Consider the following 26,709-nt stretch of genomic DNA (forward strand, 5'->3'; position numbering starts at 1 on the left):
CAAGAATGACCCGGCCATTCTCGAAGCCGCTGCGCGCGCGCAGCCTCAGGGTTTGCCCCGCCGGAAAATTCAGAGCGGCAGAACGTCTCGCGTCCGGCCGGTCGCAAGCCAGCCCTCGAACTCATCCGAAAGCCGCTCTGCCTCGCGCACGGCCCTGCTCCATGCGCCGATGCGCGCCTGCGGATCTTTCGCAAAATGGATGAAGTCCTTGCGGTCGGGCAGCTTGCCGTTGGGCAGCGAGCGCACCCAGTCGGGGTCGGGCGCGAGCACCACCATTCGATCGAGAAAGCCGGTGGACTTGTGGCGCCAGCGCAGGCCCTTGTCGAGCCAGCCGGGCACCACCGCCCGCTGGAAGTGCGGGTACAGCACGATGCCTTCGTCGGCCGGCTGATAGTCGAGGTGCAGGTGGTAGTCGGTGATGCCGCCGTCCCAATACGCTCCGCGCGGCGCACCGGGAATGTCGTGCACCGCGGCCAGAAGGAACGGAATCGAACATGACGCCTGCAGCACCAGGTTGAAGTTCTCTTCACTCAGCGCATGCTGGCGCGTGCGGAAATCCTTTGTGCCGAAAGGCAGGGCCGCGCCGGGCGTGGAGAACACGCAGCGTTCGAGCCATGCGCCCAGGCCCTTGCGGTACAGGCTGTTGGTGGCAAAGGCACCCAGGTAGCCGAAGGGCGTGCGCGCCCTGCCCTCGCGGCCGAGGATGTGGCGCCCGCGCGAAGTCACCACATGCAGGCGATAGCGCGAATGGTTCAGCACCTCGCCAATGCGTCCGCCGTAGAAGTCGACAAGGCTCTCGGCAAAGCGCTCGCTCAGCTGCTTCGGGCTGAGCCGCTTCTGCCCAGGCGGCACGTCGAACTGCTGGCGCACATAGTCATACTCGAAACGCTCGAAGGCTTTCTGCGGATCGGACAGGCAGGCGGTAGCAAGCCGCCATGCTCCAATCGATGCGCCGACCAGATGAACCGGCTGGCTCGACTGCGCGAGCCAGCGTCCGAAGACGAAACGGTCGAGCGGCCCGAGCACAAGGCCCTTCGGCCCACCTGCCGCGCCGGGAATGGTGCGCACGTCCTGCGGACGCAGTCCGTGCGCTTCGATGTGCTTGCGGGATGCGGGGCCGGCGTAGATGCGCAGGGCTTTCATTTCCTCATGCCGCGCTTGATTCAAACGGGTTGAAGACTTCAACACCGAAACCGGCGAAGTCGCCGACGTTGCGCGTCACGACCGTCAGTGCATGCTGTTTCGCCGTCGCGGCAATCATTGCGTCTTCGTACAGCGTGTTCGAGTTGCGGTGCATCAGCCTGGCCCACAGCCTGAACGTTTCCGCATCCATGGGCAGGACGTTGTACGAGCCGGCAACCAAGGCCGCCCATTGCTCGATCTCATCGGCCTTGGCTGCATCCTGTTCACGCGTGATCTCGATGCCGGCCTGGATTTCGCCGATTGTCACCGCGGAAAGATGCAGGTTGCTGTCGGCAATGGGCGCAAGCCATGCGACGACCGCGCCGTGCGGACGAGGCCGGCGCAGTTCCGAGATGACGTTGGTGTCCAGCAGGTACATACCACCGGCCTCAGCGGATCGGGTTGATGCGCCGCCGGCGTGCCGCGCCGCGCTGCGGAACGAGAAACTCGGTGCGTGCCTCGGCCGAGAGCAGCAATTCCTTGAGGGAGGGCTTGGCCGTAGCATGCAATCGCCGCCACTCTTCCGCCGGCACCAGCACAGCGGCCTCGGCCCCCCGCTTGGTGACCATTTGCGGCCCGTCTGCGAGACAAGCCTCAAGAAACTCGCTGAAACGCGCCTTGGCGTCTTGCACGGGCCAGGTTTTCATTTGAGCCGCCTTGTCTGACTAGTGTTCTGACTAGTGTTCTGACTAGTTTAACAGGCCGGCTGCAAATATGCCCACACCTACTTTCGCAGCCCCTGCAGCTTGGCGAAAGCGCTCGCCATCTGGCCCGCAGGCTGCGGCGCGTTGTCGCGGCGCGCGCCCTGCTGCTGCTGGCCGCGCCCCGCGCCTTCGAAGCGGTTGTCGCGGGGCCCGTCGCGTCGCGCAGGCGCTGCGTCGAGCTTCATCGACAGTCCAATGCGCTTGCGCGCCACGTCCACTTCCATCACCTTGACCTTGACGATGTCGCCGGTCTTCACGACCTCGCGCGCGTCGTTCACGAACTTGTGGCTCAGCTGGCTCACGTGCACCAGGCCATCCTGGTGCACGCCCAGGTCGATGAAGGCGCCGAACTGCGCCACGTTGCTCACAGTGCCCTCGAGGATCATGCCCTCGACCAGGTCCTTGATGTCGTCCACGCCGTCGTTGAAGCGCGCCACCTTGAAGTCGGGGCGCGGGTCGCGGCCGGGCTTCTCGAGTTCGCCGAGGATGTCCTTCACCGTGATGACGCCGAACTTCTCGTTGGCGAAGAGCTCCGGCTTCAGCGTCTTGAGCATTTCGGCACGGCCCATCAACTCGGCAATCGGCTTGCCGGTCTTGACGATGATCTGCTCGACCAGCGGATAGGTTTCGGGGTGCACCCCGGTGATGTCCAGCGGGTCGGCGCCGCCGCGGATGCGCAAGAAACCCGCGCTCTGCTCGAAAGCCTTGGGGCCGAAGCCGGTCACGTCGAGCAGCTGCTTGCGGGTGGAGAACGCGCCGTTCGATTCACGCCAGCGCACCACCGCTTTGGCCACGCTGGCCGACAGGCCGGACACGCGCGACAGCAAAGGCACGCTCGCGGTGTTGAGGTCCACGCCCACCGAGTTCACGCAGTCTTCCACCACGGCCTGGAGCGTGCGCGCCAGTTCGCTCTGGTTCACGTCGTGCTGGTACTGGCCCACGCCGATGCTCTTGGGGTCGATCTTCACCAGCTCGGCCAGCGGGTCTTGAAGGCGGCGCGCAATGCTGGCGGCGCCGCGCAAGCTCACATCCACGTCGGGCATTTCCTGCGAGGCGAATTCGCTGGCGGAATACACCGAAGCACCCGCCTCGCTGACCACCACCTTGTCGACCGTCATCTCGGGCGCACCCGCCTGTGCGGCCATCTTGGCGAGCAGCTTGATGAGGTCGGCCGCCAGCTTGTCGGTCTCGCGGCTCGCGGTGCCGTTGCCGATGGCGATCAGGTTCACGCCATGCTTGGCGCAGAGCTTGCCGAGCGTGTGCAGCGAGCCTTCCCAGTCCTTGCGCGGCTCGTGCGGGAATACCGTGGCGGTTTCGACCAGCTTGCCGGTGGCATCGACCACGGCCACCTTCACGCCGGTGCGGATGCCGGGGTCCAGGCCCATCACCACGCGCGGGCCGGCCGGCGCAGCCAGCAGCAGGTCGCGCAGGTTGTCGGCAAACACCTTGATCGCGACCTTCTCTGCGTCTTCGCGCAGGCGGGTGAACAGGTCGCGCTCTGTGGAGAGCGCCAGCTTCACGCGCCAGGTCCAGGCCACGCACTTGCGGATCAGGTCGTCGCTCGGCCGCCCGGCGTGGCTCCAGCCCAGGTGCAGCGCGATCTTGCCTTCGGCGATGCTGGGCTTGCCCGGTTCGGGCTCGACCGGCAGCACCAGCTTGGCATCCAGGATCTCGAGCGTGCGGCCACGGAACACCGCCAGCGCGCGGTGCGAAGGCACGCGGCCGATCGGCTCGTCATAGTCGAAGTAGTCGCGAAACTTGGCGACATCGGCGTTGTTCTCGTCCTTGCCGGCCATCAGCGTCGACTTGAGCAGGCCTTCGGCCCACAGCCATTCGCGCAGCCGCTGCACCAGCGCTGCGTCTTCGGCCCAGCGCTCGGAAAGAATGTCGCGCACGCCGTCGAGCACGGCCGGCACGGTAGAAAAATCGGGGCCCGGCTTGCCATCGTCCAGCGTGGTGGCGGGCTGAAGGAAGGCCTTGGCTTCCACCGCGGGATCGAGCGTCGGGTCGGCCAGCAGCTTGTCGGCCAGCGGCTCGATGCCGAACTCGCGCGCAATCTGTCCCTTGGTGCGACGCTTCTGCTTGAACGGCAGATACAGGTCTTCGAGTTCCTGCTTGGTCGGCGCGAATTCGATTGCGGCACGCAATTGGGGCGTGAGCTTGCCCTGCTCGTCGATGCTCTTGAGCACTGCGGCGCGGCGGTCTTCGAGTTCGCGCAGGTATGAAAGGCGTGCTTCCAGTTCGCGCAGCTGGATGTCGTCGAGGCCGTCGGTCACCTCTTTGCGGTAGCGGGCAATGAACGGAACCGTGGCACCGCCATCGAGCAGTTCGATGGCAGCCTTCACCTGGTGCTCGCCGACCTTGATCTCGGTGGCGAGCTGGCGAATGATTTTTTGCATGTCGGAGGGGATCCCTGGAACTGGCGACGCCGCTCGGACGCCTTGCGGATAAAGCCGGGAAGTTTGCCATAGGGTGCGGCCACTCCAACAGCAGCCGGGGCACTGCGGAAGCGCTCGGCCTTAGTGGTAAACCACTATGGGTCAAATTGGTTGGCCACGCACAATGTGGTCCAACCACTTTGAAACGCCATGGCACTCAAGCTCATCCATCCCTCTTCCGCGACGATGTCGAAAATCGGCCAACCTCAGATGGAGAAGCCGTACCAACGCCTGGCGGCCAATATTTTCGAATTGGTCAAACAGGGTGAGTTTTTGGTTGGCCAGAGACTGCCGTCCGAAAGAGCATTGGCGGAGCGCTTCGACGTCAGCCGCACCTCGGTGCGCGAGGCCATCATTGCGCTGGAGCTACAGGGCGTGGTCGAGGTGCGCGGCGGCTCGGGCATCTACATCTGCCAGGCGCAGGACGCGCCAACGCGGCTGCCGGTGGTCCAGGAAACCGGCGCCGGGCCTTTCGAGTTGCTGCGTGCGCGCTGCCTGATCGAATCCGAGATCGCATCGCTGGCGGCCACCACGCGCAAGGACGCCGACCTGGACAAGATGTTCGGCGCGCTTGCCACCATGCGCGAGCAGATGCACGACAAGGAAGCCAACGAGGCGGCCGACCGCATGTACCACCTGCACATCGCCGAATCCACCGGCAACAGCGTGCTGCTGCAAACGGTGACGAACCTCTGGGATCAAGCGAAGGGCCCGATCTGGACCCAGATCGAGCAGCACTTTCATTCGCCCGACCTGCGCCTGAAGTCGCAGGACGACCACCAGCGCATCTTTGCCGCGATCGTCTCGGGCGACGCCGATGCCGCACGGCTGGCCATGCGGGCGCACCTGGAACGCGTCATCGGCGAGTTCGCCCAGAGCTGGCGCTAGCCCCCGCCCCGCAGCGTCTGCCGCGGCGATGCGCGGCGGCGCTTCACCCTCGAAAAGACGGAGACACAACCCATGAAGCCCATCCTCGCCCGCGGCCTGACCGCACTGTTGCTTGCCGGCATCTTCGGCAGCACGCATGCGCAAGAGCCGCCCGCGGCCGGCGCGAGCCCACGCATCGATGCCATCCGCAAGGCCGGCGAGCTGCGCGTCGGCGTGCTGCAGAACGCGCCCTGGCTGATCGAGAACACCACCGGCAACGGCGAGCCCTGGAGTGGCCCGGCATGGCTACTGGCCAAGGAGTACGCCCGCCTGCTCGGCGTCAAGCTCAGCACGGTGCCGGTGTCGCACGAGACCAAAGTGCCGGTGCTGGCGTCGAACCAGGTCGACATGACCATCAGCCCGCTGGGCGAAACGCCGGAGCGGCTGAAGGTGGTCGATTTCGTCGCCTACTCCACCACCAGCGTGTGTATGTTCGGCCGTGCCGACAACGCCAAGCTGGCCAAGGCCACTTCGGTCGACGACCTCAACCGGCCCGAGGTGACCATCGCCTACTTCACCGGCGGCGCCGAGGAAGGCTGGGTCAAGGAGCGCTTCCCCAAGGCCAAGCTGCGCGCCGTCGCCAGTTCCGGCGCCACGGCCCCGGTCGAAGAAATCATGGCGCGCCGCGCCGACGCGGCCCCGATCAACCGCGTGCCCTGGGTCGGGCTGCAGCAGAAGGTCAAGGGCCTGGCCGTCCTGCCCAAGGAAAACAACTGCCAAGGTAGTACCGAGAAGGCCTCGCCGGTCGGCCTGGCCGTCGACAAGAACCAGCCCGCCTACCTCGACTGGCTGCGGCAGGTGGCAAAGGCCCGGAAGGCGCAGCTCGATGCCGACGAGGCCCGCGTCATCGGCGCACTGAAATAAGCAAGTCGCACATCAGCCCCAAAAGCAGGAGACCCTCATGTCACACATCCCCAGCACCTTCTTCGGCCGTAAGCTGGCCAGCGCAGCACTCGCCGCCGCCCTGGCCGGCGCTTGCGTGGGCGCGTCGGCCCAAACCCCGCCGGCACCCGGCGCGAGTCCGCGCGTGGACGCCATTCGCAAGGCCGGCGTGCTGCGCGTGGGCGTGGTCAACAACCCGCCCTGGCTGGCGCAGAACACGGCCGGCGATGGCGAGCCGTGGTCCGGCCCGTCGTGGACGCTGGGCAAGGAATTCGCCAAGCTCTTGGGCGTGAAGGTGGAGCCCGTGGCGGTGAGCCACGAAACCAAGGTGCCCGCGCTCACGGCCAACCAGATGGACATCATGATCGGGCCGCTGAACGAGACGGCCGAGCGCGCCAAGATCATCGACTTCGTCACCTTCTCCAGCACTGGCGTGTGCATGTTCGGCCGCGCCGACAACCCGAAGTTCACCGGTGCGCGCTCCCTCGAGGACTTCAACAAGCCCGAGATCACCATGGCGTATTTCTCGGGCGCGGGCGAGGAGCCGCTGGTGCGCCAGCAGTTCTCCAAGGCCAAACTGCGCGGCGTTGCCAACTCTGGCTCGGTCGCTCCCATCGAAGAGGTGTTGGCCGGCCGCTCCGACGTGGCGCCGCTCAACCGCATGCTGTGGCCCAACATCAGCAAGAAGGTGAAGGGCTTGGCCGTGTTCCCCAAGGAAAACGACTGCCAGGACAGCAAGATCTTCCAGATCCAGACCGGCATGGGTGTGGCAAAGGAACAGCAGGTGTACCTCGACTGGCTGCGCGCTGTGGCCCAGCGCATGCAGCCCGCGCTGAGCGAAGAAGAGCGCCGCATGACGCAGAACCTGAAGTAACGCCATGCTGAACTGCGAAATCCACGGCGCGCTCGACCTGCGCCTCGCCGAACGTCCGGCCGAAGCGCTGGCGCCCACCCAGGTGCGCGTGGCCGTCAAGGCGGTCGGCATCTGCGGCTCCGATCTGCACTACTACCGCCATGGCCGCGTGGGCGACTTCGTCATCCGCGCGCCGCTGACGCCAGGGCACGAGGCCTCCGGGCAAGTCATCGAAGTGGGCGCGCAAGTCAGCTCGGTGAAGCCGGGCGACCGCGTGGCCCTCAACCCATCGCGCACCTGCGGTGTCTGCCGCTTCTGCCGCGCGGGCGCCTCCAACCATTGCGAGAACGTGCACTTCTTCGGCAGCGCCAGCCGCTGGCCCCACATGCAGGGCGCGATGCGCGAACAGGTGGTGGTGGAGGCCACGCAGTGCCTCGCCGTGCCCGACACGCTGTCGTTCGAGCTGGCCGCCTTCGGCGAGCCGCTGGCCGTGGCGCTGCATGCGGTGCAGGAGGCCGGCTCGCTGCTTGGCAAGACGGTGATGGTGGTGGGCGCCGGTCCCATCGGCGCGCTGATCCTCATGGCCGCCAAGCTTGCGGGCGCGAGCCAGCTCATTGCGGTGGACATCGTCGACGAGACGCTCGCGGCCTGCACCCGCGTGGGCGCAACGCGCACCATCAATGCGGCCAAGGAACCCGACGCGCTGCAGGCGCTGGCGGCGGACAAGGGTCAGATCGATGCGTGCTTCGAGGTCTCGGGCCATTACGACGGCCTGGCCAATTGCATCCGGTCGACGCGCCCGCGCGGCACCATCGTGCAGGTCGGCACGCTCGGCGGCAACAGCGAGACCTGTCCCTTCAACCAGATCATGGTCAAGAGCCTGCACCTGGTCGGCAGCTTCCGCTTCGTCGACGAATACGCCTGGGCCGTGGACTACCTGAGCCGCGGCGTGCTGGACGTATCGCCCCTGCTGACCGAGGCGGTGCCGGTGGCGCGCGTGCACGACGCCTTCGCGCTGGCGGCGGACCGGCACCGCGCGATGAAGGTGCTCGTCACGTTCTGACGAGATTGCTTGCCCTTCCCCGCCCTACTCTCGCGGAGCTTCAATGGAATTCGATTTCTCGCCGATTGCGGACAACTGGCGCTTCTTTGCCAGCGGCCTGGGCGTCACGGTCGCGCTCAGCCTCATCAGTGCCGTCACCAGCATCCTGGCGGGCCTGGTGATCGCGCTGCTGCGGCTGTACGGCCCCGGCTGGCTGCGCCCGGTGCTCATCTTCTACATCGACTCCATGCGCGCCATCCCGGTGCTGGTGGTGCTGGTGTGGATGTACTTTGCGTTCCCGCTGCTCGTGGGCTTCACCTTTGCGCCGTTCTGGGCCGCGGTGATCGCGCTGACGCTGCACATCGCGGCCTATGCCGCCGAGGTGATCCGCGCCGGCATCGAATCGGTCCGGCCGGGCCAGACGCGTGCCGCACTGGCGCTGGGCATGTCGCGCGCACAGCTGCTGCGCAAGGTGCTGCTGCCGCAGGCCACCATTCGCATGCTGCCGGCCTTCGGCTCGATCCTCACCATCGCCATCAAGGACACCGCCATTGCCACCGTGATTGCCGTGCCCGAGCTGATGCACCGCGCCGAGACCGTGGCGGGTCAGAGCTACCGGCCGGTGGAAGTGTTCACCGCGGTGATGGTGGCGTACTTCGTCATCCTGTTCCCGGTCACGCGCGGGATCGACAGGCTGTACCACCGCGTCGCGCATCTGGGGCGTTCATGATGAAGAGGGCCATCCAATGACTTTCGATTGGTCCGTGATCTGGACGCACCGCCAGGCCTTGCTCGAAGGCGCGGCGCTCACCGTCGGACTGACGGTGCTGACCATGCTGCTGGCCGTGCCGGGCGGCATCATGCTGGCGCTCATGCGGCTGTCGTCGAACAAGCTGCTGCAGTCGGCCTCGCTCGGCTTCGTGGAGTTCTTTCGCAACCTGCCGTTGATCCTGGTCATCTACTGGGTCTTCTACGTGATGCCGATGGCGGTCGAGTTGCAGCTCTCCCCGCTCGTCACCGCGCTGGTGGCCCTGGTGCTCAACGTCTCGGCCTACAACGCCGAGACCTTTCGCGCCGGCATCAACTCCATCCGCAAGGGGCAGCTGGAGGCGGCGCTCGCCATGGGCATGTCGCGCCGCCAGGCCATGTTCAAGGTGGTCATCCCGCAGGCGGGGCGCCGCATCCTGCCGGTGATCGCGAGCACCTGGGTTTCGCTCTTCAAGGACACCTCGCTGGTGTCGGTCATTGCCGTGAGCGAGCTGGCCTATTCGGCAATGCAGATCCGCGCGCAGACCTTCCGCGTGCTGGAGATGCTCACCGCCATGGCCGTTCTCTACTGGCTGATGGGCTACCCGCAAGCCAAGCTGGTGGACTGGATCCACCGCAAATATGGAGTCAAGGAATGATGAACGACATCGCCCGCGCCCCCGCGCGCAAGAACGCCGACCAGCCGCCGGTGCTGGTCTATGAGGACGTGCGAAAGCTCTATGGCGACTTCGTGGCGCTCAACGGCGTCTCGCTGCAGGTCCACAAGGGCGAGGTGATGTGCCTGATCGGCCCTTCCGGCTCTGGCAAATCGACCCTGCTGCGCTGTACCAACGCGCTGGAGACGATCAACGGCGGGCGCGTGCTGATCGACGGCGTGCCGCTGCCCGTGCAGGAGTCGGCGGTGCGCAAGGTGCGCCAGCGCATGGGCATGGTGTTCCAGAGCTTCGAGCTGTTCCCGCACAAGTCGGCACTCGACAACGTTGCCATGGGCCCCATCACCGTGCTGGGCATGCGCGAGGCCGAGGCCAAGGCGCGCGCCATGGCACTGCTGGAGAAGGTCGGCCTGTCCGCCAAGGCGGGCAGCTTCCCGGCCAATCTTTCCGGCGGCCAGCAGCAGCGCGTGGCCATCGCCCGCGCGCTGGCCATGGAGCCGGAGGTGATGCTGTTCGACGAACCCACCTCCGCGCTCGACCCCGAGACCGTGGGCGAAGTGCTCAGCGTGATGCAAAAGCTCGCCCAGGAGGGCATGACCATGATCGTGGTCACGCATGAAATGGGCTTTGCGCGGCGCGTGGCCGACTGGGTGGTGGTGTTCGAGTCCGGCGCCATCATCGAACAGGGCCCGCCGGCGCAGATCTTCGAGCAACCCACCGTGGAACGCACGCGCGACTTCCTTGGCCATCTCGGCTGGAACGGCTGACGAACGAACGCCGCCGCCATCTTTTCTCGCTTCAACCATGAAAATCACCAACGCCCGCGTCATCGTCTGCAGCCCTGGCCGCAACTTCGTCACCCTCAAGATCGAAACCGACGAAGGCCTGACCGGCATCGGCGACGCCACGCTCAACGGGCGCGAACTCTCCGTTGCCGCCTACCTCACCGAGCATGTCATCCCCTGTCTGATCGGCCGCGACGCGCACCAGATCGAGGACATCTGGCAGTACCTCTACAAGGGCGCCTACTGGCGCCGCGGCCCGGTCACCATGACCGCCATCGCCGCCGTGGACACCGCCTTGTGGGACATCAAGGCCAAGGCCGCGGGCCTGCCGCTGTATCAGCTTTTGGGCGGCAAGAGCCGCACCGGCGTGATGGTCTACGGCCATGCCAACGGCAGCGACATCGAGCACACGGTGGACGAGGTGCTGCGCTATGCGGACGCCGGCTACAAGGCCATCCGCGCGCAGAGCGGCGTGCCGGGGCTGGAAAAAGTCTATGGCGTCGGCAAGGGCACGCTGTTCTACGAACCCGCCGATGCCGACCTGCCCTCCGAGCACGACTGGTCCACCGAAAAATACCTGCGCCACACGCCCAAGCTGTTCGAGCGCATCCGCGAAAAGCTCGGCTTCGAGCACCACTTGCTGCACGATGTGCACCACCGCCTCACGCCCATCGAGGCGGGACGCCTGGGCAAGTCGCTGGAGCCCTTCAACCTCTTCTGGATGGAGGACGCCACGCCGGCCGAGAACCAGGACGCCTTCCGCCTGATCCGCCAGCACACCACCACACCGCTGGCGGTGGGCGAGATCTTCAACTCCATCTGGGACTGCAAGGAGCTGATCGAGAACCAGCTGATCGACTACGTGCGCGCCACCGTGGTCCATGCCGGCGGCATCACGCACCTGCGCCGCATCGCCGACCTGGCCTCGCTCTACCAGGTGCGCACGGGCTGCCACGGCGCCACCGATCTGTCGCCGGTGTGCATGGGCGCGGCGCTGCACTTCGACCTGTGGGTGCCCAACTTCGGCATCCAGGAGTACATGCGCCACACCGAGGAAACCGATGCGGTGTTTCCGCATGCCTACACCTTCGACCAGGGCATGCTCTACCCCGGCGACGTGCCCGGCCACGGCGTGGAGATCGACGAGGCGCTGGCCGCCAAGTACCCCTACAAGCGCGCCTACTTGCCGGTGAACCGCCAGCAGCACGACGGCACGCTGTGGAACTGGTGAGCGCCATGCAGAGGCTGCACCCCGACACGCTGGCCGCGCTGCCGTCCGTAGTGGCGCGCCCCGCCTATGACCGCGCCGCGCTCGAGGCGGGCATCGTCCACTTGGGCGTCGGCGCGTTCCAGCGCGGGCACCTGGCTGCCGTCAATGAGGCGGCGCTGCATGCCAGCGGCGACCTCAGCTGGGGCATTGCAGGCGTGTCGCTGCGCAGCGCCGAAACGCGCGATGCGCTCGCGCCGCAGGACGGCCTCTACACGCTCGCGTTGCGCGACGTGGACGAGACCGGCACGCCGCGCGCGTCGTTGCAGGTCATCGGCTGCGTGCTCGGCGTGCAGGTCGCGGCCGAAGACCCGGCGGCGGTGCTTGCGCGCATCGCCCATCCCTCGACCCGCATCGTGAGCCTCACCGTCACGGAAAAAGGCTACTGTCACGATCCGGCCACGGGTGCGCTGCGCGCCGACCATCCCGACGTGCGGCACGACCTGGCGCGCCTCGATGCACCACGCGGCACGCTCGGGTTCCTGGTGTCGGGCCTGCGCCTGCGCCAGCTGCGCGGGCTGGTGCCGGTGACCTTGCTGTCGCTCGACAACCTGCCCTCCAACGGCCACCTGCTGCGCGGCCTGGTGCTGGACTTCGCGCAGCTCGTCGATCCTCAGTTGGCCCGCTGGATCGCCGAGCACTGCAGTTTCCCCTGTTCGATGGTGGACCGCATCGTGCCGCGCACCACCGAGGCCGACCGTGCACAGGTGAACACCGCGCTCGGCCTGGAGGACGCTTGGCCGGTGGTCGGTGAACGCTTTCTCGAATGGGTGGTGGAGGATGATTTCGCAGCCGGCCGTCCGGCCTGGGATGCCGGCGGCGCCCGCTTCGTGGCCGATGCTCGCCCCTTCGAGACGCTGAAGCTGCGCATGGTCAACGGCTCGCATTCGGCACTCGCGTACCTGGGTGCCATGGCCGGCCTCGACACCGTGGACCGCGCCGTCGGCACGCCGGCCCTGCACCGCTACCTGGATCGGCTCATGCGCGAGGAGATCGCGCCCACGCTGCCGGCGCTTCCTGGGCTGGATTTCGATGCCTACCGCCAGCGCCTGCTCGAGCGTTTCGCCAACCCGGCGCTCGCGCACCGCACCGCGCAGATTGCGATGGATGGCTCGCAGAAGCTGCCGCAGCGCCTGCTGGGCACCGTGCGCGATCGGCTCGCCGCCGGCGCTCCCATCGACTGCCTTGCGCTCGCCGTCGCGGCCTGGCTGCACTACCTTCGCGGCGTGGACGAACTCGGCCGCCGCCACGAGATTCAGGATCCGTTGGCCGATGCGCTGGCCGAACGCTGCGCGGCGGCTGAACGCGCAGCAAGAGCCGCCGAGCCGGCGCAGGCCGATGAAGCTCGCGTGGCCCTGCTTGCGACTTTCGCGCCGGTGTTCGGCAACGACCTGGGACGCGATGCGCGTTTCGTCTCCGCCGTGGCGACGCAACTTCGTGCGCTGCGCGAAGTGGGCGTGCTCCAGACGCTGGCGATCCTCGCCCGAGCGGCGGCCTGAGTGGGCGGGCGCGGCCCGCAGTCACAATGCCTTGGCCATGCGCATCTTCACCCGACTCCTGCGCGCCCTTGCCGCGGCGCTGCTCGTGCCCATTCTTCTTTTCGAGGAATGGGGTTGGGAGCCGCTTGCCGCGCTGGTCCGCCGCCTGGCCCGCCTGCCGCTCTGGGCGCGCGCTGAGGACTGGCTGCGCACGCTGCCGCCCTGGGGAGCCCTGCTGGCTTTTCTGCTGCCGGTGCTCCTGCTGCTGCCGGTGAAGGTGCTGGCGCTCTTCCTGTTCGGCCGCGGTCACGCAGCCAGCGGCGTGACGGTATTGATCATTGCCAAGTTGATCGGCACCGCCTTCGTGGCGCGCATCTTCCAGCTGGTCGAGGGCGCGCTCATGCGCATTCCGCTGTTTGCGCGCTGGTACCCGCGCTGGAAAGCCTGGAAGAACCGCGTGCTGACGCTGGTTCGCGAGAGCCGCCCCTGGCGCGTGGTGCGCGCGGTCAACCGACGGATCTACCGCGTTTGGCGCCGGCTGCGCGGCCAGGCGCTCCAGTAGATTAATTTTATCCGGGTAGATTGCATTCTACGTTTTACCCGGATAAAATGTGGCGCATGAATATCTCCACGCCAGCTCCAACAATTCCAACAGCCTTGGCCTCCTCCACCCTCACCGCGTTCTCCGGCTTCCAGCGCGTTGCAGGGGGTTCCCGCGCCGAGGTGCTCGCGCAGTTGCGCCAACGCGCCGATGCGGCTTCCGTGCTGCTGTTCGACGATTCGACCGGCGCGCAAGTCGATCTCGATCTGCGCGAAGACGCAGTGCCCGCGGAACTCGAAGCCCACGACGAAGCGCCGCGCGGTGTCGGGCGCCCCAAGCTCGGCGTGGTGGCGCGCGAAGTCACCCTGCTGCCGCGCCACTGGGACTGGCTCGGGCGCCAGCCCGGCGGTGCCTCCGTCGCGTTGCGGCGCCTCGTCGACGAGGCGCGCCGCGTGAACGCGGACCGCGACACCGAGCGTGCCGCGCGCGAAGCCACCTACCGGTTCATGACGGCCATCGCAGGCGACCTGCCCGGCTTCGAGGAAGCCACGCGCGCTCTGTTCGCGGGCGAACGCGCGCGTTTCGATGAGCTGGTCGCGCCGTGGCCCGAAGACATCCAGGCGCATCTGCAGAAGCTTTCCGCCGCCGGCTGGAGCGCCGCATGAGCGCGACGCCAGGCTCCGTGACCCAAGCCTCCGCCGACGAGACCGGACTGCGCGGTATGCCAGTCGCGCCCGTCAATGCCCCGCGCGCGCTGTGGAAGACCTTCCTGTTCTTTCTCGCGCCGATGCTGCTCAGCAACATCCTGCAGTCGCTCTCCGGCACCATCAACAACATCTACATCGGGCAGATGATCGGCGTTAGTGCGCTGGCGGCCGTGTCGAGCTTCTTCCCGGTGATGTTCTTCTTCATCGCCTTCGTCATCGGGCTGGGTGCTGGCGCTTCAGTGCTCATCGGCCAGGCCTGGGGCGCGCGCGATATCGCCAAGGTCAAGGCCATCGCCGGTACCACGCTGTCGGTCGGCATGCTGCTGGGGCTGGCGGTGGCCGTGTTCGGCGGCGCCTTCACCACGCCGCTGCTCGCCTTCCTGGGCACGCCGCCCGACGTGTTGGCCGACTCCACGCGCTATGCCCGCATCATGCTGATCGCGATGCCGGGGCTGTTCGTGTTCCTGCTGTCCACCGCCATGCTGCGCGGGGTCGGCGACACGGTCACGCCGCTGCTCACGCTGATCTTTTCGACCGCGGCCGGCCTCATCGTCACGCCGGCGCTCATCCGCGGCTGGGGCGGCCTGCCGCAACTGGGCGTTGCGAGCGCCGCCTGGGCCACGGTGGTGGGCTTCGTGGCCTCGACGCTGTGGCTGGGTTGGCGCCTGCGCCGGCGCGGCAGCCCGCTTGCGCCCGACGCGGAATTCATTCGCCACCTGCGCATCGATCCCAAGCTTTTGAAGGCGGTGCTCAAGGTCGGCGTGCCCACCGGCTTGCAGATGATCGTGGTCGCCCTGGCCGAGGTGGTGCTGCTCTCGCTGGTCAACAGCTACGGCTCCAGCGCCACCGCGGCCTATGGTGCGGTGAACCAGGTGGTGGCCTATGTGCAGTTTCCGGCCATCTCGATTGCCATCACGGCATCGATCCTTGGCGCGCAGGCCATCGGCGCGGGTCGTGCGGACCGGCTGGGCGCCATCGCCAAGACGGCGCTGTTGATGAACCTCGTGCTGACCGGCGGACTGGTGCTGCTGGGCTACCTGTTCTCGCGCCACCTGATGGGGTTTTTCATCACCAGCGCGCCGGTGATCGAGATCGCGCAGACGCTGCTGCACATCATGCTGTGGAGCCTCGTCATCTTCGGCATGGCCTCGGCCATCTCGGGGATCATGCGGGCCAGCGGGTCGGTGCTGGTGCCCACGGCCATCTCGATCCTCTGCCTGATCGGCATCGAGGTGCCCGTGGCCTGGTTCATGAGCAACCGCATCGGGCTCAACGGCATCTGGTATGCGTACCCCGTGACCTTCGGGGCGATGCTGCTGCTGCAGACCGCCTACTACCGCCTGGTGTGGCGCAAGAAGGCGATCCGGCGCATGGTGTAGCGGCCGCGGCGGCGGTCACTCTCCGTCGAAAGCTTTCTTCACCCCGGCGATGTCGAGCTTGATCATCTTCATCATCGCCTGCATGGCGCGGGCGGCCTTGGCCGGGTCCTTGTCCTGGAACATCCGGATCACGGGCATAGGCACGACCTGCCACGACACGCCGAAGCGATCGGTGAGCCAGCCGCATTGCACCGGCTGGCCGCCGCCTTCGAGCAGCTTGTCCCAGTAGTTGTCGACCTCGGCCTGGGTCTCGCATTTCACGCACATCGAAATGGCCGGCGTGAACTTGTACTGCGGCCCGCCATTGAGCACCATGAACTCCTGCCCTTGAAGCTCGAAGGTCGCGGTGAGCAGCGAGCCCTTCAGGCTGGGGTTCTCATCGCCCCAGAACTGCTTGGCGGTCACGCGCGAGTCAGGGAAGATGGCGGTGTAGAACTTCACCGCGTCTTCACCGTTGCCGTCGAACCAGAGGCAAGAGTAGATCTTCTGCATGGGAATCTCCTGTGTCTTCGATGATGAACCTCAGGGTTCAATATCCAGGCCGTGGGAGGTCCTTGTCAACCCTCGGACACCACCGGCAGCACGACGCGAAAAGCCACACCCTTGTTCGACAGGCCTTCGGTCACTTCGACCCTGCCCTCCATCCGGGCGACGGCCTGCCTGACGATGGAAAGGCCGAGGCCTGAGCCGCTGGCCTCATGGCCCGCCCCGCGATAGAAGCGCTCGAACACCTGCTCGCGCTCGGTGGCCGGTATTCCGGGGCCATCGTCAGCCACGGTGAGCACCATTCCCTCGTCTTCCGCGCGCAGCGTCACGGCCACCTGGCCGCCGTCATGTAGATAGCGAATGGCGTTGTTCAGCAGGTTTTCCAGGATCGACTGGAACGCCGGTACGTCGATGGAGGCACCGAGGTTGTCGGCCGCATCGAAGGTCAGCTCGATACGGCGCGTCATGGCGCGCGGTGCCGACTGCGCGAGGATCTCCCGTGCCAGCTGCGCAACGTCGATGCGCCTTGGCGCGGCCGGCTGGGCCTCGTCGAGCAGCGCGAGGTCGAGCAGTTGCTGCGTCAGGTGCGAGGCCCGCGCGATCGCCTGTTCCAGATGGGCCTGCGCGCGCGCCCGGTCTTCGCCCGTGCCCGCGCCGGCCAGCGCATGCGCCTGGGCTGCGATGACGGCCATCGGCGTTCGCAGCTCGTGGGCCGCGTCGTGCACGAAGGCGCGCTCGCGCTGCACCTTGTCGCGCAGCTGCTGCAGCATGCGCTCGAGCGCCGAGGTCAACGGCCTGAGCTCGGCATAGGGCGGGTCCACGCCCAGGGGTGAAAGGTCGGTGGCCTTGCGATTGCCGATACCGTCGGCCAACCGACGCAATGGCCGCAGTCCATGTTTCACCGCGAGCCAGACCGGCAGCAGCACGATCGGAAATGCGAGCAGCAGATAGGGCAGCATGTTGCGCGTGTTGTTGTGCAGCACCTTGGCAAAGGTGCGCTCGGGCTCCGCGAGGCGCAGCGACCAGTGCGGCGTTTCATCCTGGTAGACCCAGTACGGTTCGCCGCCGATGTCTTGAGTGGTCACCTGCCGCAGAGGCCCCGCAAGAAGCTCGCCCTGTATCCCGGGTGACGAATAGACCAGCCTGCCGCCGCGGTCCCAGAGCTGGAACCGCAGCGTTCCCGGCGGATTGCCGCTGATGCGAAGGGTCTTGTAGATCGTCTCCGTCGACACGATGACCGCGCGAACGCCGGCCTCGTCGTCGAGCTGCGAAATTGCTTGCGTGAGCGACCGGCCGAGCTTGCTCAAGCCCTGGTCGACGGCCAGCGACTGCCGGAAGTTGACGTACATGTACGCCTGCAGTGCCAGCAGCACGAAGACGAAGGCCAGCAGCACGGCCAGAAAGACACGCTGCACGAGCGTGGGGCGCCACAGCCTGCCGCTCATCATGAGGCGAGCATGTAGCCCACTCCGCGCACCGTGTGCACCAGCGCGCTGCCGATCTTGCGCCGCAGGTTCGACACATGCACTTCCACCGCGGCAAAGTCCAAGGGCTCGCCCAGCGGCTCCAGCTTTTGCGCAAGCGCACCCTTGGCCACCACGGCGCCCGGTTCGCGCGCGAGTTCAAGCAGAAGCCGGAATTCGCGCGGCGACAGCTCCAGCGGCTCACCATTCAGCGAGGCCTTGTGGCGGCGCGGCTCGATGGTCAGCGCGCCCAGGGTCCACACCTCGCTGGCCTGCCGCGCCGAGCGGCGCAGGACGGCGCGGATGCGGGAAATGAGCTCGGCGGTGGCAAAGGGCTTGATGACGAAATCGTCCGCACCACCATCGAGCCCGGCCAACCGGTCTTCCACCGCCGAGCGCGCGGTGATCACGATGACCGGAAGGCTGCTGCCCTCCCGCCGCCAGCGCGCGAGCAGGTCCAGGCCGCTGCCGTCGGGCAACGAGAGGTCGAGCAGCACGCAATCGAAAACGGTGGCGTCCAGCGCGCGTGGCGCGTCGGCCGCACGCCGGCGCCATTCGCTGCTCAGACCCTCGACCTTGAGCGCGGCCTGCAAGGCGCGGCCAAGGTCGAGGTCGTCTTCGATCAGCAGGATGTGCACACGGCCATTGTGCGCGAGCCAACCTTTGGCAATGCCAAAGGTTGGCACCGGCAGAATCTTCCTGCACGGACAAGGCCGTGCATCAAAACATCCAAGAGGGACGAGGAACATGAGATACAGCAGAACCCCCAGCCGCTGGCGCATCGCTCTTGCGGCCGCCTGCGGCACGCTCGCGCTTCTTTCCGGCTGCGCCACCGGGCCCACGCACCCGTCGCTGGTTGCCGCGCGGCAGGACAACACGCTGCCGCCCCTCGTTCCCATGCGCCGCTTCGTCGCCAACATCGACGCGGTCAACGGCCATGTGCTCTCGCCCGACGGGCAGCAGCTCGTATGGTTTCAGGCGGTCGGCACCGACGTGGGCCTTGGCGTGCGCAAGACGGCCGATGCCGCCACGGTCAACAGCGCCAGCACCCGCACCTTCGCGACCGGCACGCTGGCACGGCCCTTCGTGTCCGGGCCGACCTACTTGTGGCTGCCCGACAGCCGCCACCTGGCCTACCTCAAGGACTTCACGGGCGACGAGAACACGCAGATCTTCGTGCTCGACACCGAGGCGCCAGCCGCCAAGCCCTGGGCCGTGACGCCCTGGCCCGGCGTGCGCTCGGCCATGCTGGGATGGGGCGCGCCCGGCAGCGCCACCTTCTACTTCGCGAACAACCAGCGCGACCGCTCCAGCATGGACCTCTTCGAAGGCGATGCCCGCACGCGCACCGTGCGCGAGATTGCGCGCAGCGAACCCGACAGCCGCGTGATCTCCTGGTTCATCGACACCCGGCGCGAACTCGCCGGCCGCATGCGGCAGCTTGGTAGCGCCGACGGCTCCGACCGGCTGCTGGAACTGCGCCAGCCCAACGGCGGCTGGCGCGCCTTCAGAACGGTGAAGGCTTTCGATTCCTTTTGGCCCCAGCGCATCGACCTTGCCGCTGGGCGGCTCTGGACGTTGACGAATGTCGGCCGCGACAAGCTCGCCCTGGTCGAAATCGACCTGGCCACGGGCGCGGAGCGGCTGCTGGCGGAAGATGCGGCGGTCGATCTCGACTACGGCGTGTTCCCACCGCAGCAGGGAGCGCCGCTCGCGTACGTCTCGGAACCCGGCCGCCCGCGCATCGCCTATCTCGATGCCGCGCTGGGCAACGAAGTGGCCGGTGCCGTGAAGACGGCCCGGGAGCGCGGCTGGCTGAACGCCGAACCCGTCATCACGCGCCCCGCGGGCATGGCCAACGACCAGCGCCGCATGGTGCTGCGTTCGACCACCGAGAACGAAACCGTGGAGCTGCTGCTCGATCGCGCAAGCGGGCAACTCACGCGGCTCACGCCGCCGCGCGAGCCGACCGCCGACCTCTTCTCGCCCATGGAGCCCTTCTCGTTCAAGGCGTCGGATGGTCTAGAGGTCCATGGCTATCTCGTGCGCCCGCGCGGCGTGCAAGGGCCTGCGCCGCTGGTGGTGAACATCCACGGCGGCCCGTGGACCCGGGACTCGTGGCAGTCCAGTAGTTTTACTCCCACGCAGATGCTGGCGAACCGGGGCTATGCGGTCCTCAACGTGAACTACCGCGGGTCCGCTGGCTACGGGCGCGCCTTCATGATGGCCGGCGCGCACGAGACCAGCGGCCGGCTTCAGCGCGACATTGCCGAAGCCGTGCAGTGGGCCATCGACCAAGGCGTGGCCGACCCGAAGCGCATGGCCGTGCTCGGCGCGAGCTTTGGCGGTTTCTCCGTGCTCACTCAGCTCATCCAGAAGCCGCATGACTACCGCTGTGGCATCGACCTGGTGGGCGTTGCCAACTGGCCCCGCGTGATCGAGAACTGGCCGCCGTTCTGGCGCAACCGCCACTACTTCGCGGCTTTCTACGGCGACGTCGAGAAGCCGGAGGAACGCGAACGCATGCTGCAGGATTCGCCCATCTCGCAGATCGACCGCATCACGGCGCCGCTGCTCGTGATCCACGGCGCCAACGACGTGCGCGTGCTGCGGCAGGATTCGGACGAGGTGGTGGCCACGCTCCAGAAGCTTGGCCGGCCGGTCGAGTACATGAGCTTTCCCGACGAGGGCCACAGCGTGCGCAAATGGCGCAACCGGCTGGCGCAATGGCGCAAGATCGAAGACACCCTGGCGGTATGCCTCGGCGGCCGCAGCAACGGGTTCGACTTCTATGAGCTGATGTCGCGGCAGTGAGCCGCCGGCCAATCCCTCACGCGGCGCGGTAGAACCCCAAGTCAGCGCGCACGTCATTGCGCCGCACGAAGTCGGCCGGGTCGAAACCCTCCTCTGCGAACTTCTTCTGCACGAAGCTCGTGGCCGTAGCCACGGCCTGCTCACTGACCCACTCGACCACGGTCAACACGTTGAACTCGCCCGGCCCGCCGGTCTGGGTGAGCACCTGGTTGCGCACGCATCCCGGCAGGCTGCGCAAGGTTTGCTGAATGCGCTGCATCTGCGCGACGAAAGCGGGCAGCACCTCGGCCGGAACGATGAACTTGTCGACGCGAAAAACGGGTGTCGGAACGTTGGGGGTTTGATCGCTGGTCATGTTTTTTCCTTGATTTCGCGGGCACGAACTGCCCGCCGGAAAGCATTCTCAAACCTCAAGTAAAGTCGAGGTCAAGAGGTATTCATGAACAACACCCTGGAACAAGCCGGCATCGCTCCCGTGCTGAGCGTCGGCGAAGTCGCGCGCCGCAGCGGCGTGACGGTATCGACGCTTCACTTCTATGAGTCGCAGGGGCTCATCGCCAGCACGCGGACAGCGGGCAACCAGCGGCGCTACGCGCGAGAGACGCTGCGCCGCGTGGCGTTCATCCGGGTTTCGCAGCGGGTGGGCATTGCACTCGCCGACATTGCCGCGGCGCTCTCCAACTTGCCCGCCCACGCGGCGCCCAGCCGTGCCGACTGGGCACGGCTTTCCGCCAACTGGCGCGCCGACCTCGACGACCGCCTGGCGCAGCTCAAGAAGCTGCGCGACACGCTGGACGACTGCATCGGCTGCGGCTGCCTGTCGATCGACCGATGCCGTCTGCGCAATCCGCTCGACAAGCTCGGTGCCGAGGGACAAGGCCCGCAGCGCCTGCTGGTGAAACGGAAGACCGGCAACGGTGCAGACGTGAACTGAGAATGGGCGCCCTCCCCAAGAGGCCCGATCTTCTCAGCCGCCGCCCTTGCGCTCGATGGCAGGCCCGCCGCCAATCATCAGCCAGGCGCTCAGCGCACTGAGCACGGCCAGTCCAGCGCTCAGCAGCATCACCCAGCGAAAGCCGGCCACGAAGGAGTCGGCCACGGCGCGCTTCAGGGTCGCGGCGGTGGCCGCATCCACGCCCGGCGGCAGCGCGGCGCCGGCCAGCTTGCTGCGCTCGCCTTCGAGAAAGAACGACACCTGCGGTGAGGCTCCGATGCCGCGCAGGCTCTCCGCCAAAGCGCCGTCGAACGCCCAGGCCATGACCACGCCGAACACCGCGATGGCCAGCACCGCGGCCGCGCGAGACACCGCGTTGTTGACGCCCGAGGCCACGCCCGCCTGCTCGGGCCCCACCGCATTCATCACGGTGGTGGTGAGCGGCGCCACCGTCACGGTCATGCCGAAGCCCAGCACCACTACCGCGGGAAAGAAGCCGCTCCAGTAGCTCGCGCCGACACCGGGCACCGCGAACAGTGCAAAGCCCACCGCGGCAATCGCGGGGCCGATGACCAGCGGCAGCCGCGGTCCGAAGCGGTCGACCAGCTGGCCGGCCCAGCGCGAGAGCGCGAACATGATGAGGATGAACGGCAGCAGCGCGGCGCCCGCCGCCGTGGCCGAGTAGCCTTGCACCTGGATCAGGTTGAGCGGGAAGAAGTACAACCCGCCACCCAGCGCCGCGTAGAGCAGTAAGGTCAGCAGGTTGGCACCGCTGAAGTTGCCGATGCGCAGCAGCGCCAGCGGCAGCATCGGCGTGCGTGCCTTGCGTTCCGCGGCAATGAAGGCCGCGCTGCCCACGATGCCGATGGCCAGTGCCGCCAGCACCGCGGGCGAATTCCAGTGCTGCGTGGGCGCTTCGATGAACGCGTAGACGATGCCGCCCAGGCCGGCGGTGGCCAGCAGCGCGCCGAAAAAGTCGAGCCCACCGGTGGCCGACGAGCCATGGCTTTCGGGCACGTGGCGCCACACGATCCACATCACGAGCAGTGCCATCGGCACGTTGATGAGAAAAGCCCAGGCCCACGAGAAATGGTCGACGAGGAAGCCGCCGAGCACCGGTCCCGCGGCCGCCGTGATGCCGCTGAAGCCCGACCAGGTGCCGATCGCCTTGCCGCGCTCCTTCTCGGGAAATGCGGCGCTGATTAGCGCGAGGCTGCCAGGCACCAGCAAGGCACCGCCGATGCCCTGCGCCGCGCGCGCGGCAATCAGCTGCTGCACGTTGGCCGAAAGCCCGCAGGCCACCGAGGCGATGGCGAAGATGCCCACGCCGATCGCGAACATGCGGCGCCGGCCGAAATGGTCGCCGAGCGCACCGCCCACCAGCAGCAGCGCCGCGAGCAGCAAGGCATAACTCTCGACCACCCATTGCGCCTGGAACGCCGTGGCGCGCAGGTCGGCCTGGATGGCCGGCAGCGCCACGTTGACGACCGTGCCGTCGATGAAGGCCATGCTCGAGCCCACGATGGCTGCGGCCAGCACCCAGGGCTTGGAGGCATCGGGGCAGGCGCCCTCTGACCCGGTGCCATGCAGGATCAGTGTGTCGTCGCAGGGCGCCTTTCCGATCTGTGCCATGGTGATCTCCGATCTGTGCGATTCCTGGCTTGCTCCTTCCCCCTCCGGGGGAAGGTTGGGATAGGGGCGGTCTTCAACTGGGCGCCATGCTTGTGTGACCGCCGTCGTGCCCCCACCCCTGCCCTCCCCCAGAGGGGGAGGGAGAAAGAAATCAGGGCGTGCATGCGGTCGCTGCCGCGTTCGCCCGCGCCGCAGCCACGCTGCGCGCAATAGCCGCCGCCGCTGCCGCGGTCACGTGCTGCGCGCCCTGCGCCATCGCATCGATGCCGCTTGCAACCGGCTCGCCCACGTTCAGCTGGCACACGATCGTGCGGGTCTCGTCGGAGCGCCGCAGCGTCCAATTGAAGCCTGCATCCACACGGCCGCCATCGATCGCATCGAACTGGCGCACCTGCACCGCGATGCGCCATACGGGCTGCGACGCTTGCCGGCCGCCCTTGGTGACGTCGAGCGCACCAAGGCGCGCCGCAATGCCGCTGGCAAGCGCGTCCTGCAGTTCGTTCTCGAACGACGCGGCCCAGCGGTGCTGCTCGAGCACGTCGACCTGCACGCCGCCGTTCGGCCGGCCCACCACCATCTGCGGCCTTGCCAGCCGCTCTGGCACGGCCACGGGTGCCAGCTCGATGTAGAGCGGCGCGGCGCTGCCGACGGTCGAAGGTGCGGTATCTGCAGCCGGCACCGTGCTTGCCAGCGTGTAGTAGTTGTCGGGATTGCTCGCGCAGCCTGCCAGAACGATCAGTGCAGCGGCGGAAGCAGCGAGCAAAAACGGTTTTCTCTTCTTCTTCATTTCTTGTCGTCCGGTTTGCCGCGCAGCAGCGACTCGGGATGGCGTTCGAGATAGTCGGTCAGCACGCGCACCGAGCCCGCGGCGCGGGTGAGTTCCCGCAGCGTCTGGCGCATGTCCTGTTGCAACGGCGAATCGTCGGCCAGCGTGCGCTCGGCGTTGTTGACAGTCTTGCGCACGTCCTTCATGGCGGCGGTGAGCTCGGGCGTCACGTCGGTGTTGATGCGGGTCACGGCCTGCTCGGTGCTGGCCAGTGTCTTGTTGAGCGCGGCGAGCGTGGTGCGCAGGTCGCCCGCAATCTGCTCGTAAGGCACCTTGTTGAGCTTGCTCGCGATCTCTTGCACCTGCGACTGGATCTCGTCGAGGCTGTTGGCCACGGTGGGCAGCTCGATGGGGTTCTTGTCCATGTTGATCTTGGCCGGCGGCGCCTTCGGGAAAAAGTCAAGCGCAACATAGACCGAGCCGGTCAGCAGGTTGCCGTTGCGCAGCTGGGCGCGCAGGCCCTTTTCGGTCAGGAAGCGCAGGCGCTCCTGCTGCGTGGCACGCGACTCCTCCCCGGATTCGCCCGCGCGGCGTCGCAGGCGGTCGGGGTACACCTGCACCAGCACCGGCATGCGGAACTCGCGCTCGGCACGGTCGAACTCCACACCGATCGACTTGACCTCGCCGATCACCACGCCGCGGAAGTCGACCGGTGCACCCGGCGAGAGGCCGCGCAGCGATTGGTTGAAATACATCAGCAGCGTTTGCGGTGGACCATCGGGCTCCTTCATGGCCGTGGTCTCGTCTTCGGCCAACGTGAAGGCCGTGTTCTCTTTAGCGAGCGGCCCCATGGCATCGTCGGGCGCCTTGAAGGCGATGCCGCCGAGCAGGATGGTGGCCAGCGATTGCGTGCGCAGCGTGAAGCCGCTTGCACTCAGCTGCGCATCGATACCGCTGGCTTGCCAGAAGCGCGTGTTGACGCCCACGAACTTGTCGTATGGCGCGTTGACGAACACCCGCAGCGTCACGCCGCGGCCGTCGCCGTCGAGCTGGTAGGCCGCCACTTGGCCCACCTTGACGCGCCGGAAATACACCGGCGATCCCACGTCGAGCGACCCAATGTCGGTCGCGCGCAGCAAGAACTGCTGGCCCGAGGCATCGCGCGTGACGATGGGCGGAACCTCCAGCCCCTTGAACTCGCTCGCAGTTTCCTTCGACACGCCGGCATCGGCGCCAATGTAGGCGCCCGACAGCAAGGTGCCCAGGCCGGAGATGCCGGAAGTGTCCAGGCGCGGCCGCACCACCCAGAAGCGCGAGTCTTCGGCGGTGAAGCCTTCGGCTTCCTTGTTGAGCTGCACCTGCACGCGCACGTGCGAGCGGTCGCGCGCAAGCCGCAGGCTTTGTACCGTGCCGATCTGCACGTCCTTGTACTTGACCGCCGTCTTGTTGGCCTCCAGGCCTTCCGCGGTTTCGAAGGTGAGCACGATCTCGGGCCCACGCTCCATCAAGATGCGGACGACCAGCATCACGCCAACCAGCGCGGCCACGATGGGAATCAGCCAGATCAGCGAGGGCAGCCATTCGCGCCGCCGCACCACGCGCGGCGGAGGCAGGCCCGCAGGGGCCGGTTTTTCGTCGGGTCTCGCTTCTTCGTCACTCATGCTGGCTTTTCTTCCCTGTTGTCGAGCAGCGGCTGCTCGCGTTCACGTTCATGTTCGGCTTGTTGCTGCTGCCTGCTGTCCCACGAGAGCCGCGGATCGAAGCTCAGCGAGGCCAGCATGGTCAGCACCACCACGGAGCCGAATGCCGCAATGCCCACGCCCGCGTTGATAACTGCAAAACCCTGGATCTGCACCAGCCCGGCGAGGAGCGACACCACGAACACGTCGAGCATCGACCAGCGGCCGATGATCTCGATGATGTGATAGAGCTTGGCCCGCTCGGGCCGCCGCCAGCCGCTGCCGCGCTGCGCCAGCAAGGCAAGCAGGATCAATACCGTGAGCTTGAATAGCGGCACCAAAAAGCTTGCGATGAAGATGATGGCCGCGAGCCCGTAGGCGCCCGACACCCAGAAATAGATCACGCCGCTCAGGATGGTGTCGTACTGAGCGCCGAACAGCGTGCGGGTGATCATCACCGGCAGCAGGTTGGCCGGTACGTACATGATGCAGGCCGCGATCAGGAAGGCCCAGGTGCGGCTCAGGCTGTAGGGCTTGCGCGTGTACAGATGCGTGCCGCAGCGGCCGCAAGGTTCGCCTTCCTGTGCATCGCGCCAGACGGCATCGCAATGCGGACAGGCCAGGAGGCCGAGCGAGGCGGCCGTTGCCACCGGCGCTTCGTCCTGGTCATCTTCAACCGGGCGGAAGGGGCCGATCACGCCGTCTTCTCCTCGGGCTCGCCGGGCGGGCGGAAAGTCATTTCCCAGAAGGCATTGGGATTGAACGAGAGCACGGCGGTCAGCATGACCGTCAATGCCATGAAGGCCCAGAGCGCCGGCCCGGCCACCACCGTGGCCATGCTCGACAGCTTGACGATGGCCACCAGCACGCCGAGCAGGAACACTTCGATCATTCCCCAGGGCCGCAGCATCTGCATGGCGCGCACCAAGATGGCAAAGCCGGCCGGCCGGTGCTCGCGCTGGAGCGGAATCAGCAGGTAGGCCAGGATGCACAGCTGCAGCAGCGGAAAAAGAAGCGTCGTCGCCAGCACCAGCAACGCCACGATCGACATCCCCTCCGTGCTCAGTACCAGCACCGCGCCGGCCAGCGTGGTCTGGCTGCGCAGGCCTTGGAGCTCGATCTCGACGATCGGAAACAGATTGGCAATGGCGAACATGATCAGGCACGCCACGGTGAGCGGCAGGATGCGGCGGTGCTGGTCGCCCGGGTGGCGGTAGAGCTCGGTGCCGCAGCGGGCGCAGCGCGACACTTCGCACCGCTGCAGCGGCGCACGGCTGAAAACCGCATCGCAGCCCGGGCAAACCACGGTATCAGGTACTTCCGTCATGG

General features: G+C 67.0%; 27 protein-coding genes. 14 read left to right on the plus strand and 13 right to left on the minus strand.

The features are described from left to right. Positions 1-69: 69 nt before the first annotated feature. The 4 genes from J2X92_RS22875 to J2X92_RS22890 form a co-directional block, all read right to left on the minus strand. Positions 70-1,143 carry a patatin-like phospholipase family protein gene (locus J2X92_RS22875; RefSeq protein ID WP_307579038.1) on the minus strand — a complete coding sequence of 358 codons (1,074 nt, stop codon included), beginning with the start codon at positions 1,141-1,143 and terminating at the stop codon, positions 70-72. A 4-nt stretch (positions 1,144-1,147) separates the two neighbouring features. Beyond that, positions 1,148-1,561, minus strand: coding sequence for a type II toxin-antitoxin system VapC family toxin (locus J2X92_RS22880; protein WP_307579040.1), 414 nt, complete (start codon positions 1,559-1,561; stop codon positions 1,148-1,150). A 10-nt stretch (positions 1,562-1,571) separates the two neighbouring features. Then, positions 1,572-1,829 (minus strand): type II toxin-antitoxin system Phd/YefM family antitoxin, encoded by a 258-nt coding sequence (locus tag J2X92_RS22885; RefSeq protein WP_307579041.1) that lies wholly within the window; start codon positions 1,827-1,829, stop codon positions 1,572-1,574. Between the two features lie 77 nt (positions 1,830-1,906). Further along, on the minus strand, positions 1,907-4,285 hold the full coding sequence (locus J2X92_RS22890) for a Tex family protein (RefSeq protein ID WP_307579043.1): 2,379 nt from the start codon (positions 4,283-4,285) through the stop codon (positions 1,907-1,909). Between the two features lie 189 nt (positions 4,286-4,474). Here J2X92_RS22890 and J2X92_RS22895 point away from each other — a divergent pair, with 189 nt between their 5' ends. From J2X92_RS22895 to J2X92_RS22950, 12 genes are all read left to right on the plus strand, one after another. Further along, positions 4,475-5,212 (plus strand): FadR/GntR family transcriptional regulator, encoded by a 738-nt coding sequence (locus tag J2X92_RS22895; RefSeq protein WP_055806636.1) that lies wholly within the window; start codon positions 4,475-4,477, stop codon positions 5,210-5,212. Positions 5,213-5,284: 72 nt separating this feature from the next. After that, the gene (locus J2X92_RS22900) at positions 5,285-6,115 is read left to right on the plus strand and encodes a substrate-binding periplasmic protein (RefSeq protein WP_307579046.1); all 831 of its coding nucleotides are present in this window, start codon (positions 5,285-5,287) and stop codon (positions 6,113-6,115) included. A 37-nt stretch (positions 6,116-6,152) separates the two neighbouring features. After that, positions 6,153-7,007 (plus strand): substrate-binding periplasmic protein, encoded by an 855-nt coding sequence (locus J2X92_RS22905; protein ID WP_307579048.1) that lies wholly within the window; start codon positions 6,153-6,155, stop codon positions 7,005-7,007. Positions 7,008-7,011: 4 nt separating this feature from the next. Next, positions 7,012-8,049 (plus strand): L-idonate 5-dehydrogenase, encoded by a 1,038-nt coding sequence (locus J2X92_RS22910; RefSeq protein WP_307579050.1) that lies wholly within the window; start codon positions 7,012-7,014, stop codon positions 8,047-8,049. Between the two features lie 43 nt (positions 8,050-8,092). Next, positions 8,093-8,758 carry an amino acid ABC transporter permease gene (locus J2X92_RS22915; protein ID WP_307579052.1) on the plus strand — a complete coding sequence of 222 codons (666 nt, stop codon included), beginning with the start codon at positions 8,093-8,095 and terminating at the stop codon, positions 8,756-8,758. A 16-nt stretch (positions 8,759-8,774) separates the two neighbouring features. After that, the gene (locus J2X92_RS22920; protein WP_307579054.1) at positions 8,775-9,434 is read left to right on the plus strand and encodes an amino acid ABC transporter permease; all 660 of its coding nucleotides are present in this window, start codon (positions 8,775-8,777) and stop codon (positions 9,432-9,434) included. Further along, entirely contained in the window at positions 9,431-10,216 is a 786-nt protein-coding gene (locus J2X92_RS22925; protein WP_307579056.1) for an amino acid ABC transporter ATP-binding protein, read from the plus strand. The genes J2X92_RS22920 and J2X92_RS22925 overlap by 4 nt, the downstream gene beginning before the upstream one ends. 37 nt (positions 10,217-10,253) lie before the next feature. Continuing rightward, entirely contained in the window at positions 10,254-11,465 is a 1,212-nt protein-coding gene (manD, locus tag J2X92_RS22930; protein ID WP_093019511.1) for a D-mannonate dehydratase ManD, read from the plus strand. A 5-nt stretch (positions 11,466-11,470) separates the two neighbouring features. After that, on the plus strand, positions 11,471-13,000 hold the full coding sequence (locus tag J2X92_RS22935; protein WP_307579058.1) for a mannitol dehydrogenase family protein: 1,530 nt from the start codon (positions 11,471-11,473) through the stop codon (positions 12,998-13,000). A 37-nt stretch (positions 13,001-13,037) separates the two neighbouring features. Then, positions 13,038-13,541 (plus strand): hypothetical protein, encoded by a 504-nt coding sequence (locus tag J2X92_RS22940; RefSeq protein WP_307579060.1) that lies wholly within the window; start codon positions 13,038-13,040, stop codon positions 13,539-13,541. Between the two features lie 83 nt (positions 13,542-13,624). After that, the gene (locus tag J2X92_RS22945; RefSeq protein WP_373424875.1) at positions 13,625-14,185 is read left to right on the plus strand and encodes a DUF2239 family protein; all 561 of its coding nucleotides are present in this window, start codon (positions 13,625-13,627) and stop codon (positions 14,183-14,185) included. A 56-nt stretch (positions 14,186-14,241) separates the two neighbouring features. Next, positions 14,242-15,606, plus strand: coding sequence for an MATE family efflux transporter (locus tag J2X92_RS22950; protein ID WP_307579289.1), 1,365 nt, complete (start codon positions 14,242-14,244; stop codon positions 15,604-15,606). 15 nt (positions 15,607-15,621) lie between these two features. Here the strand turns inward: J2X92_RS22950 and J2X92_RS22955 are convergent, their stop codons facing one another. The 3 genes from J2X92_RS22955 to J2X92_RS22965 form a co-directional block, all read right to left on the minus strand. Continuing rightward, positions 15,622-16,098 (minus strand): VOC family protein, encoded by a 477-nt coding sequence (locus tag J2X92_RS22955; protein WP_307579064.1) that lies wholly within the window; start codon positions 16,096-16,098, stop codon positions 15,622-15,624. Positions 16,099-16,163: 65 nt separating this feature from the next. After that, positions 16,164-17,540, minus strand: coding sequence for a sensor histidine kinase (locus J2X92_RS22960; protein ID WP_307579066.1), 1,377 nt, complete (start codon positions 17,538-17,540; stop codon positions 16,164-16,166). Further along, positions 17,537-18,193 (minus strand): response regulator, encoded by a 657-nt coding sequence (locus tag J2X92_RS22965; protein WP_307579290.1) that lies wholly within the window; start codon positions 18,191-18,193, stop codon positions 17,537-17,539. Before J2X92_RS22965 ends, J2X92_RS22960 begins: the two co-directional genes overlap by 4 nt. 109 nt (positions 18,194-18,302) lie before the next feature. On the opposite strand from J2X92_RS22965, the gene J2X92_RS22970 reads away from it, so the two are divergent. Beyond that, positions 18,303-20,369, plus strand: coding sequence for a S9 family peptidase (locus tag J2X92_RS22970; RefSeq protein ID WP_307579067.1), 2,067 nt, complete (start codon positions 18,303-18,305; stop codon positions 20,367-20,369). 16 nt (positions 20,370-20,385) lie between these two features. On the opposite strand, the gene J2X92_RS22975 is transcribed toward J2X92_RS22970, so the two are convergent. Further along, entirely contained in the window at positions 20,386-20,724 is a 339-nt protein-coding gene (locus J2X92_RS22975) for an antibiotic biosynthesis monooxygenase (protein WP_307579069.1), read from the minus strand. An 84-nt stretch (positions 20,725-20,808) separates the two neighbouring features. Between J2X92_RS22975 and soxR the strand changes: the two genes are divergently transcribed. After that, positions 20,809-21,303: a redox-sensitive transcriptional activator SoxR gene (gene soxR / locus J2X92_RS22980; RefSeq protein WP_307579071.1), complete on the plus strand. Its 495-nt coding sequence runs from the start codon at positions 20,809-20,811 to the stop codon at positions 21,301-21,303. Positions 21,304-21,336: 33 nt separating this feature from the next. On the opposite strand, the gene J2X92_RS22985 is transcribed toward soxR, so the two are convergent. The 5 genes from J2X92_RS22985 to J2X92_RS23005 form a co-directional block, all read right to left on the minus strand. Beyond that, entirely contained in the window at positions 21,337-22,935 is a 1,599-nt protein-coding gene (locus tag J2X92_RS22985; protein ID WP_307579073.1) for an MFS transporter, read from the minus strand. 151 nt (positions 22,936-23,086) lie between these two features. Further along, entirely contained in the window at positions 23,087-23,722 is a 636-nt protein-coding gene (locus tag J2X92_RS22990) for a PqiC family protein (protein WP_307579074.1), read from the minus strand. Continuing rightward, positions 23,719-25,362, minus strand: coding sequence for a PqiB family protein (locus tag J2X92_RS22995; protein ID WP_307579075.1), 1,644 nt, complete (start codon positions 25,360-25,362; stop codon positions 23,719-23,721). Before J2X92_RS22995 ends, J2X92_RS22990 begins: the two co-directional genes overlap by 4 nt. Next, positions 25,359-26,075, minus strand: coding sequence for a paraquat-inducible protein A (locus J2X92_RS23000; protein WP_307579292.1), 717 nt, complete (start codon positions 26,073-26,075; stop codon positions 25,359-25,361). The genes J2X92_RS22995 and J2X92_RS23000 overlap by 4 nt, the downstream gene beginning before the upstream one ends. Next, a complete protein-coding gene (locus J2X92_RS23005; RefSeq protein ID WP_307579077.1) occupies positions 26,075-26,707 on the minus strand; it encodes a paraquat-inducible protein A in 633 nt (210 codons plus the stop codon). Before J2X92_RS23005 ends, J2X92_RS23000 begins: the two co-directional genes overlap by 1 nt. Between the last annotated feature and the right edge of the window lie 2 nt (positions 26,708-26,709).

It is taken from the genome of Variovorax paradoxus, from assembly GCF_030811855.1.
GTDB lineage: Bacteria > Pseudomonadota > Gammaproteobacteria > Burkholderiales > Burkholderiaceae_C > Variovorax > Variovorax paradoxus_L.

Bases quoted from the DNA above. Each gene is read 5' to 3' on its own strand.
- J2X92_RS22985 (WP_307579073.1), bottom strand. From the start codon at position 22,935: ATGGCACAGATCGGAAAGGCGCCCTGCGACGACACACTGATCCTGCAT.
- J2X92_RS22895 (WP_055806636.1), top strand. From the start codon at position 4,475: ATGGCACTCAAGCTCATCCATCCCTCTTCCGCGACGATGTCGAAAATC.
- J2X92_RS23005 (WP_307579077.1), bottom strand. From the start codon at position 26,707: ATGACGGAAGTACCTGATACCGTGGTTTGCCCGGGCTGCGATGCGGTT.
- J2X92_RS22975 (WP_307579069.1), bottom strand. From the start codon at position 20,724: ATGACCAGCGATCAAACCCCCAACGTTCCGACACCCGTTTTTCGCGTC.
- J2X92_RS22910 (WP_307579050.1), top strand. From the start codon at position 7,012: ATGCTGAACTGCGAAATCCACGGCGCGCTCGACCTGCGCCTCGCCGAA.
- J2X92_RS22970 (WP_307579067.1), top strand. From the start codon at position 18,303: ATGAGATACAGCAGAACCCCCAGCCGCTGGCGCATCGCTCTTGCGGCC.
- J2X92_RS22890 (WP_307579043.1), bottom strand. From the start codon at position 4,285: ATGCAAAAAATCATTCGCCAGCTCGCCACCGAGATCAAGGTCGGCGAG.
- J2X92_RS22960 (WP_307579066.1), bottom strand. From the start codon at position 17,540: ATGATGAGCGGCAGGCTGTGGCGCCCCACGCTCGTGCAGCGTGTCTTT.
- J2X92_RS22905 (WP_307579048.1), top strand. From the start codon at position 6,153: ATGTCACACATCCCCAGCACCTTCTTCGGCCGTAAGCTGGCCAGCGCA.
- J2X92_RS22955 (WP_307579064.1), bottom strand. From the start codon at position 16,098: ATGCAGAAGATCTACTCTTGCCTCTGGTTCGACGGCAACGGTGAAGAC.
- manD (WP_093019511.1), top strand. From the start codon at position 10,254: ATGAAAATCACCAACGCCCGCGTCATCGTCTGCAGCCCTGGCCGCAAC.
- J2X92_RS22935 (WP_307579058.1), top strand. From the start codon at position 11,471: ATGCAGAGGCTGCACCCCGACACGCTGGCCGCGCTGCCGTCCGTAGTG.
- J2X92_RS22875 (WP_307579038.1), bottom strand. From the start codon at position 1,143: ATGAAAGCCCTGCGCATCTACGCCGGCCCCGCATCCCGCAAGCACATC.
- J2X92_RS22990 (WP_307579074.1), bottom strand. From the start codon at position 23,722: ATGAAGAAGAAGAGAAAACCGTTTTTGCTCGCTGCTTCCGCCGCTGCA.
- J2X92_RS22885 (WP_307579041.1), bottom strand. From the start codon at position 1,829: ATGAAAACCTGGCCCGTGCAAGACGCCAAGGCGCGTTTCAGCGAGTTT.
- J2X92_RS22995 (WP_307579075.1), bottom strand. From the start codon at position 25,362: ATGAGTGACGAAGAAGCGAGACCCGACGAAAAACCGGCCCCTGCGGGC.
- J2X92_RS22900 (WP_307579046.1), top strand. From the start codon at position 5,285: ATGAAGCCCATCCTCGCCCGCGGCCTGACCGCACTGTTGCTTGCCGGC.
- soxR (WP_307579071.1), top strand. From the start codon at position 20,809: ATGAACAACACCCTGGAACAAGCCGGCATCGCTCCCGTGCTGAGCGTC.
- J2X92_RS22920 (WP_307579054.1), top strand. From the start codon at position 8,775: ATGACTTTCGATTGGTCCGTGATCTGGACGCACCGCCAGGCCTTGCTC.
- J2X92_RS22950 (WP_307579289.1), top strand. From the start codon at position 14,242: ATGCCAGTCGCGCCCGTCAATGCCCCGCGCGCGCTGTGGAAGACCTTC.
- J2X92_RS22880 (WP_307579040.1), bottom strand. From the start codon at position 1,561: ATGTACCTGCTGGACACCAACGTCATCTCGGAACTGCGCCGGCCTCGT.
- J2X92_RS22940 (WP_307579060.1), top strand. From the start codon at position 13,038: ATGCGCATCTTCACCCGACTCCTGCGCGCCCTTGCCGCGGCGCTGCTC.
- J2X92_RS22915 (WP_307579052.1), top strand. From the start codon at position 8,093: ATGGAATTCGATTTCTCGCCGATTGCGGACAACTGGCGCTTCTTTGCC.
- J2X92_RS22925 (WP_307579056.1), top strand. From the start codon at position 9,431: ATGATGAACGACATCGCCCGCGCCCCCGCGCGCAAGAACGCCGACCAG.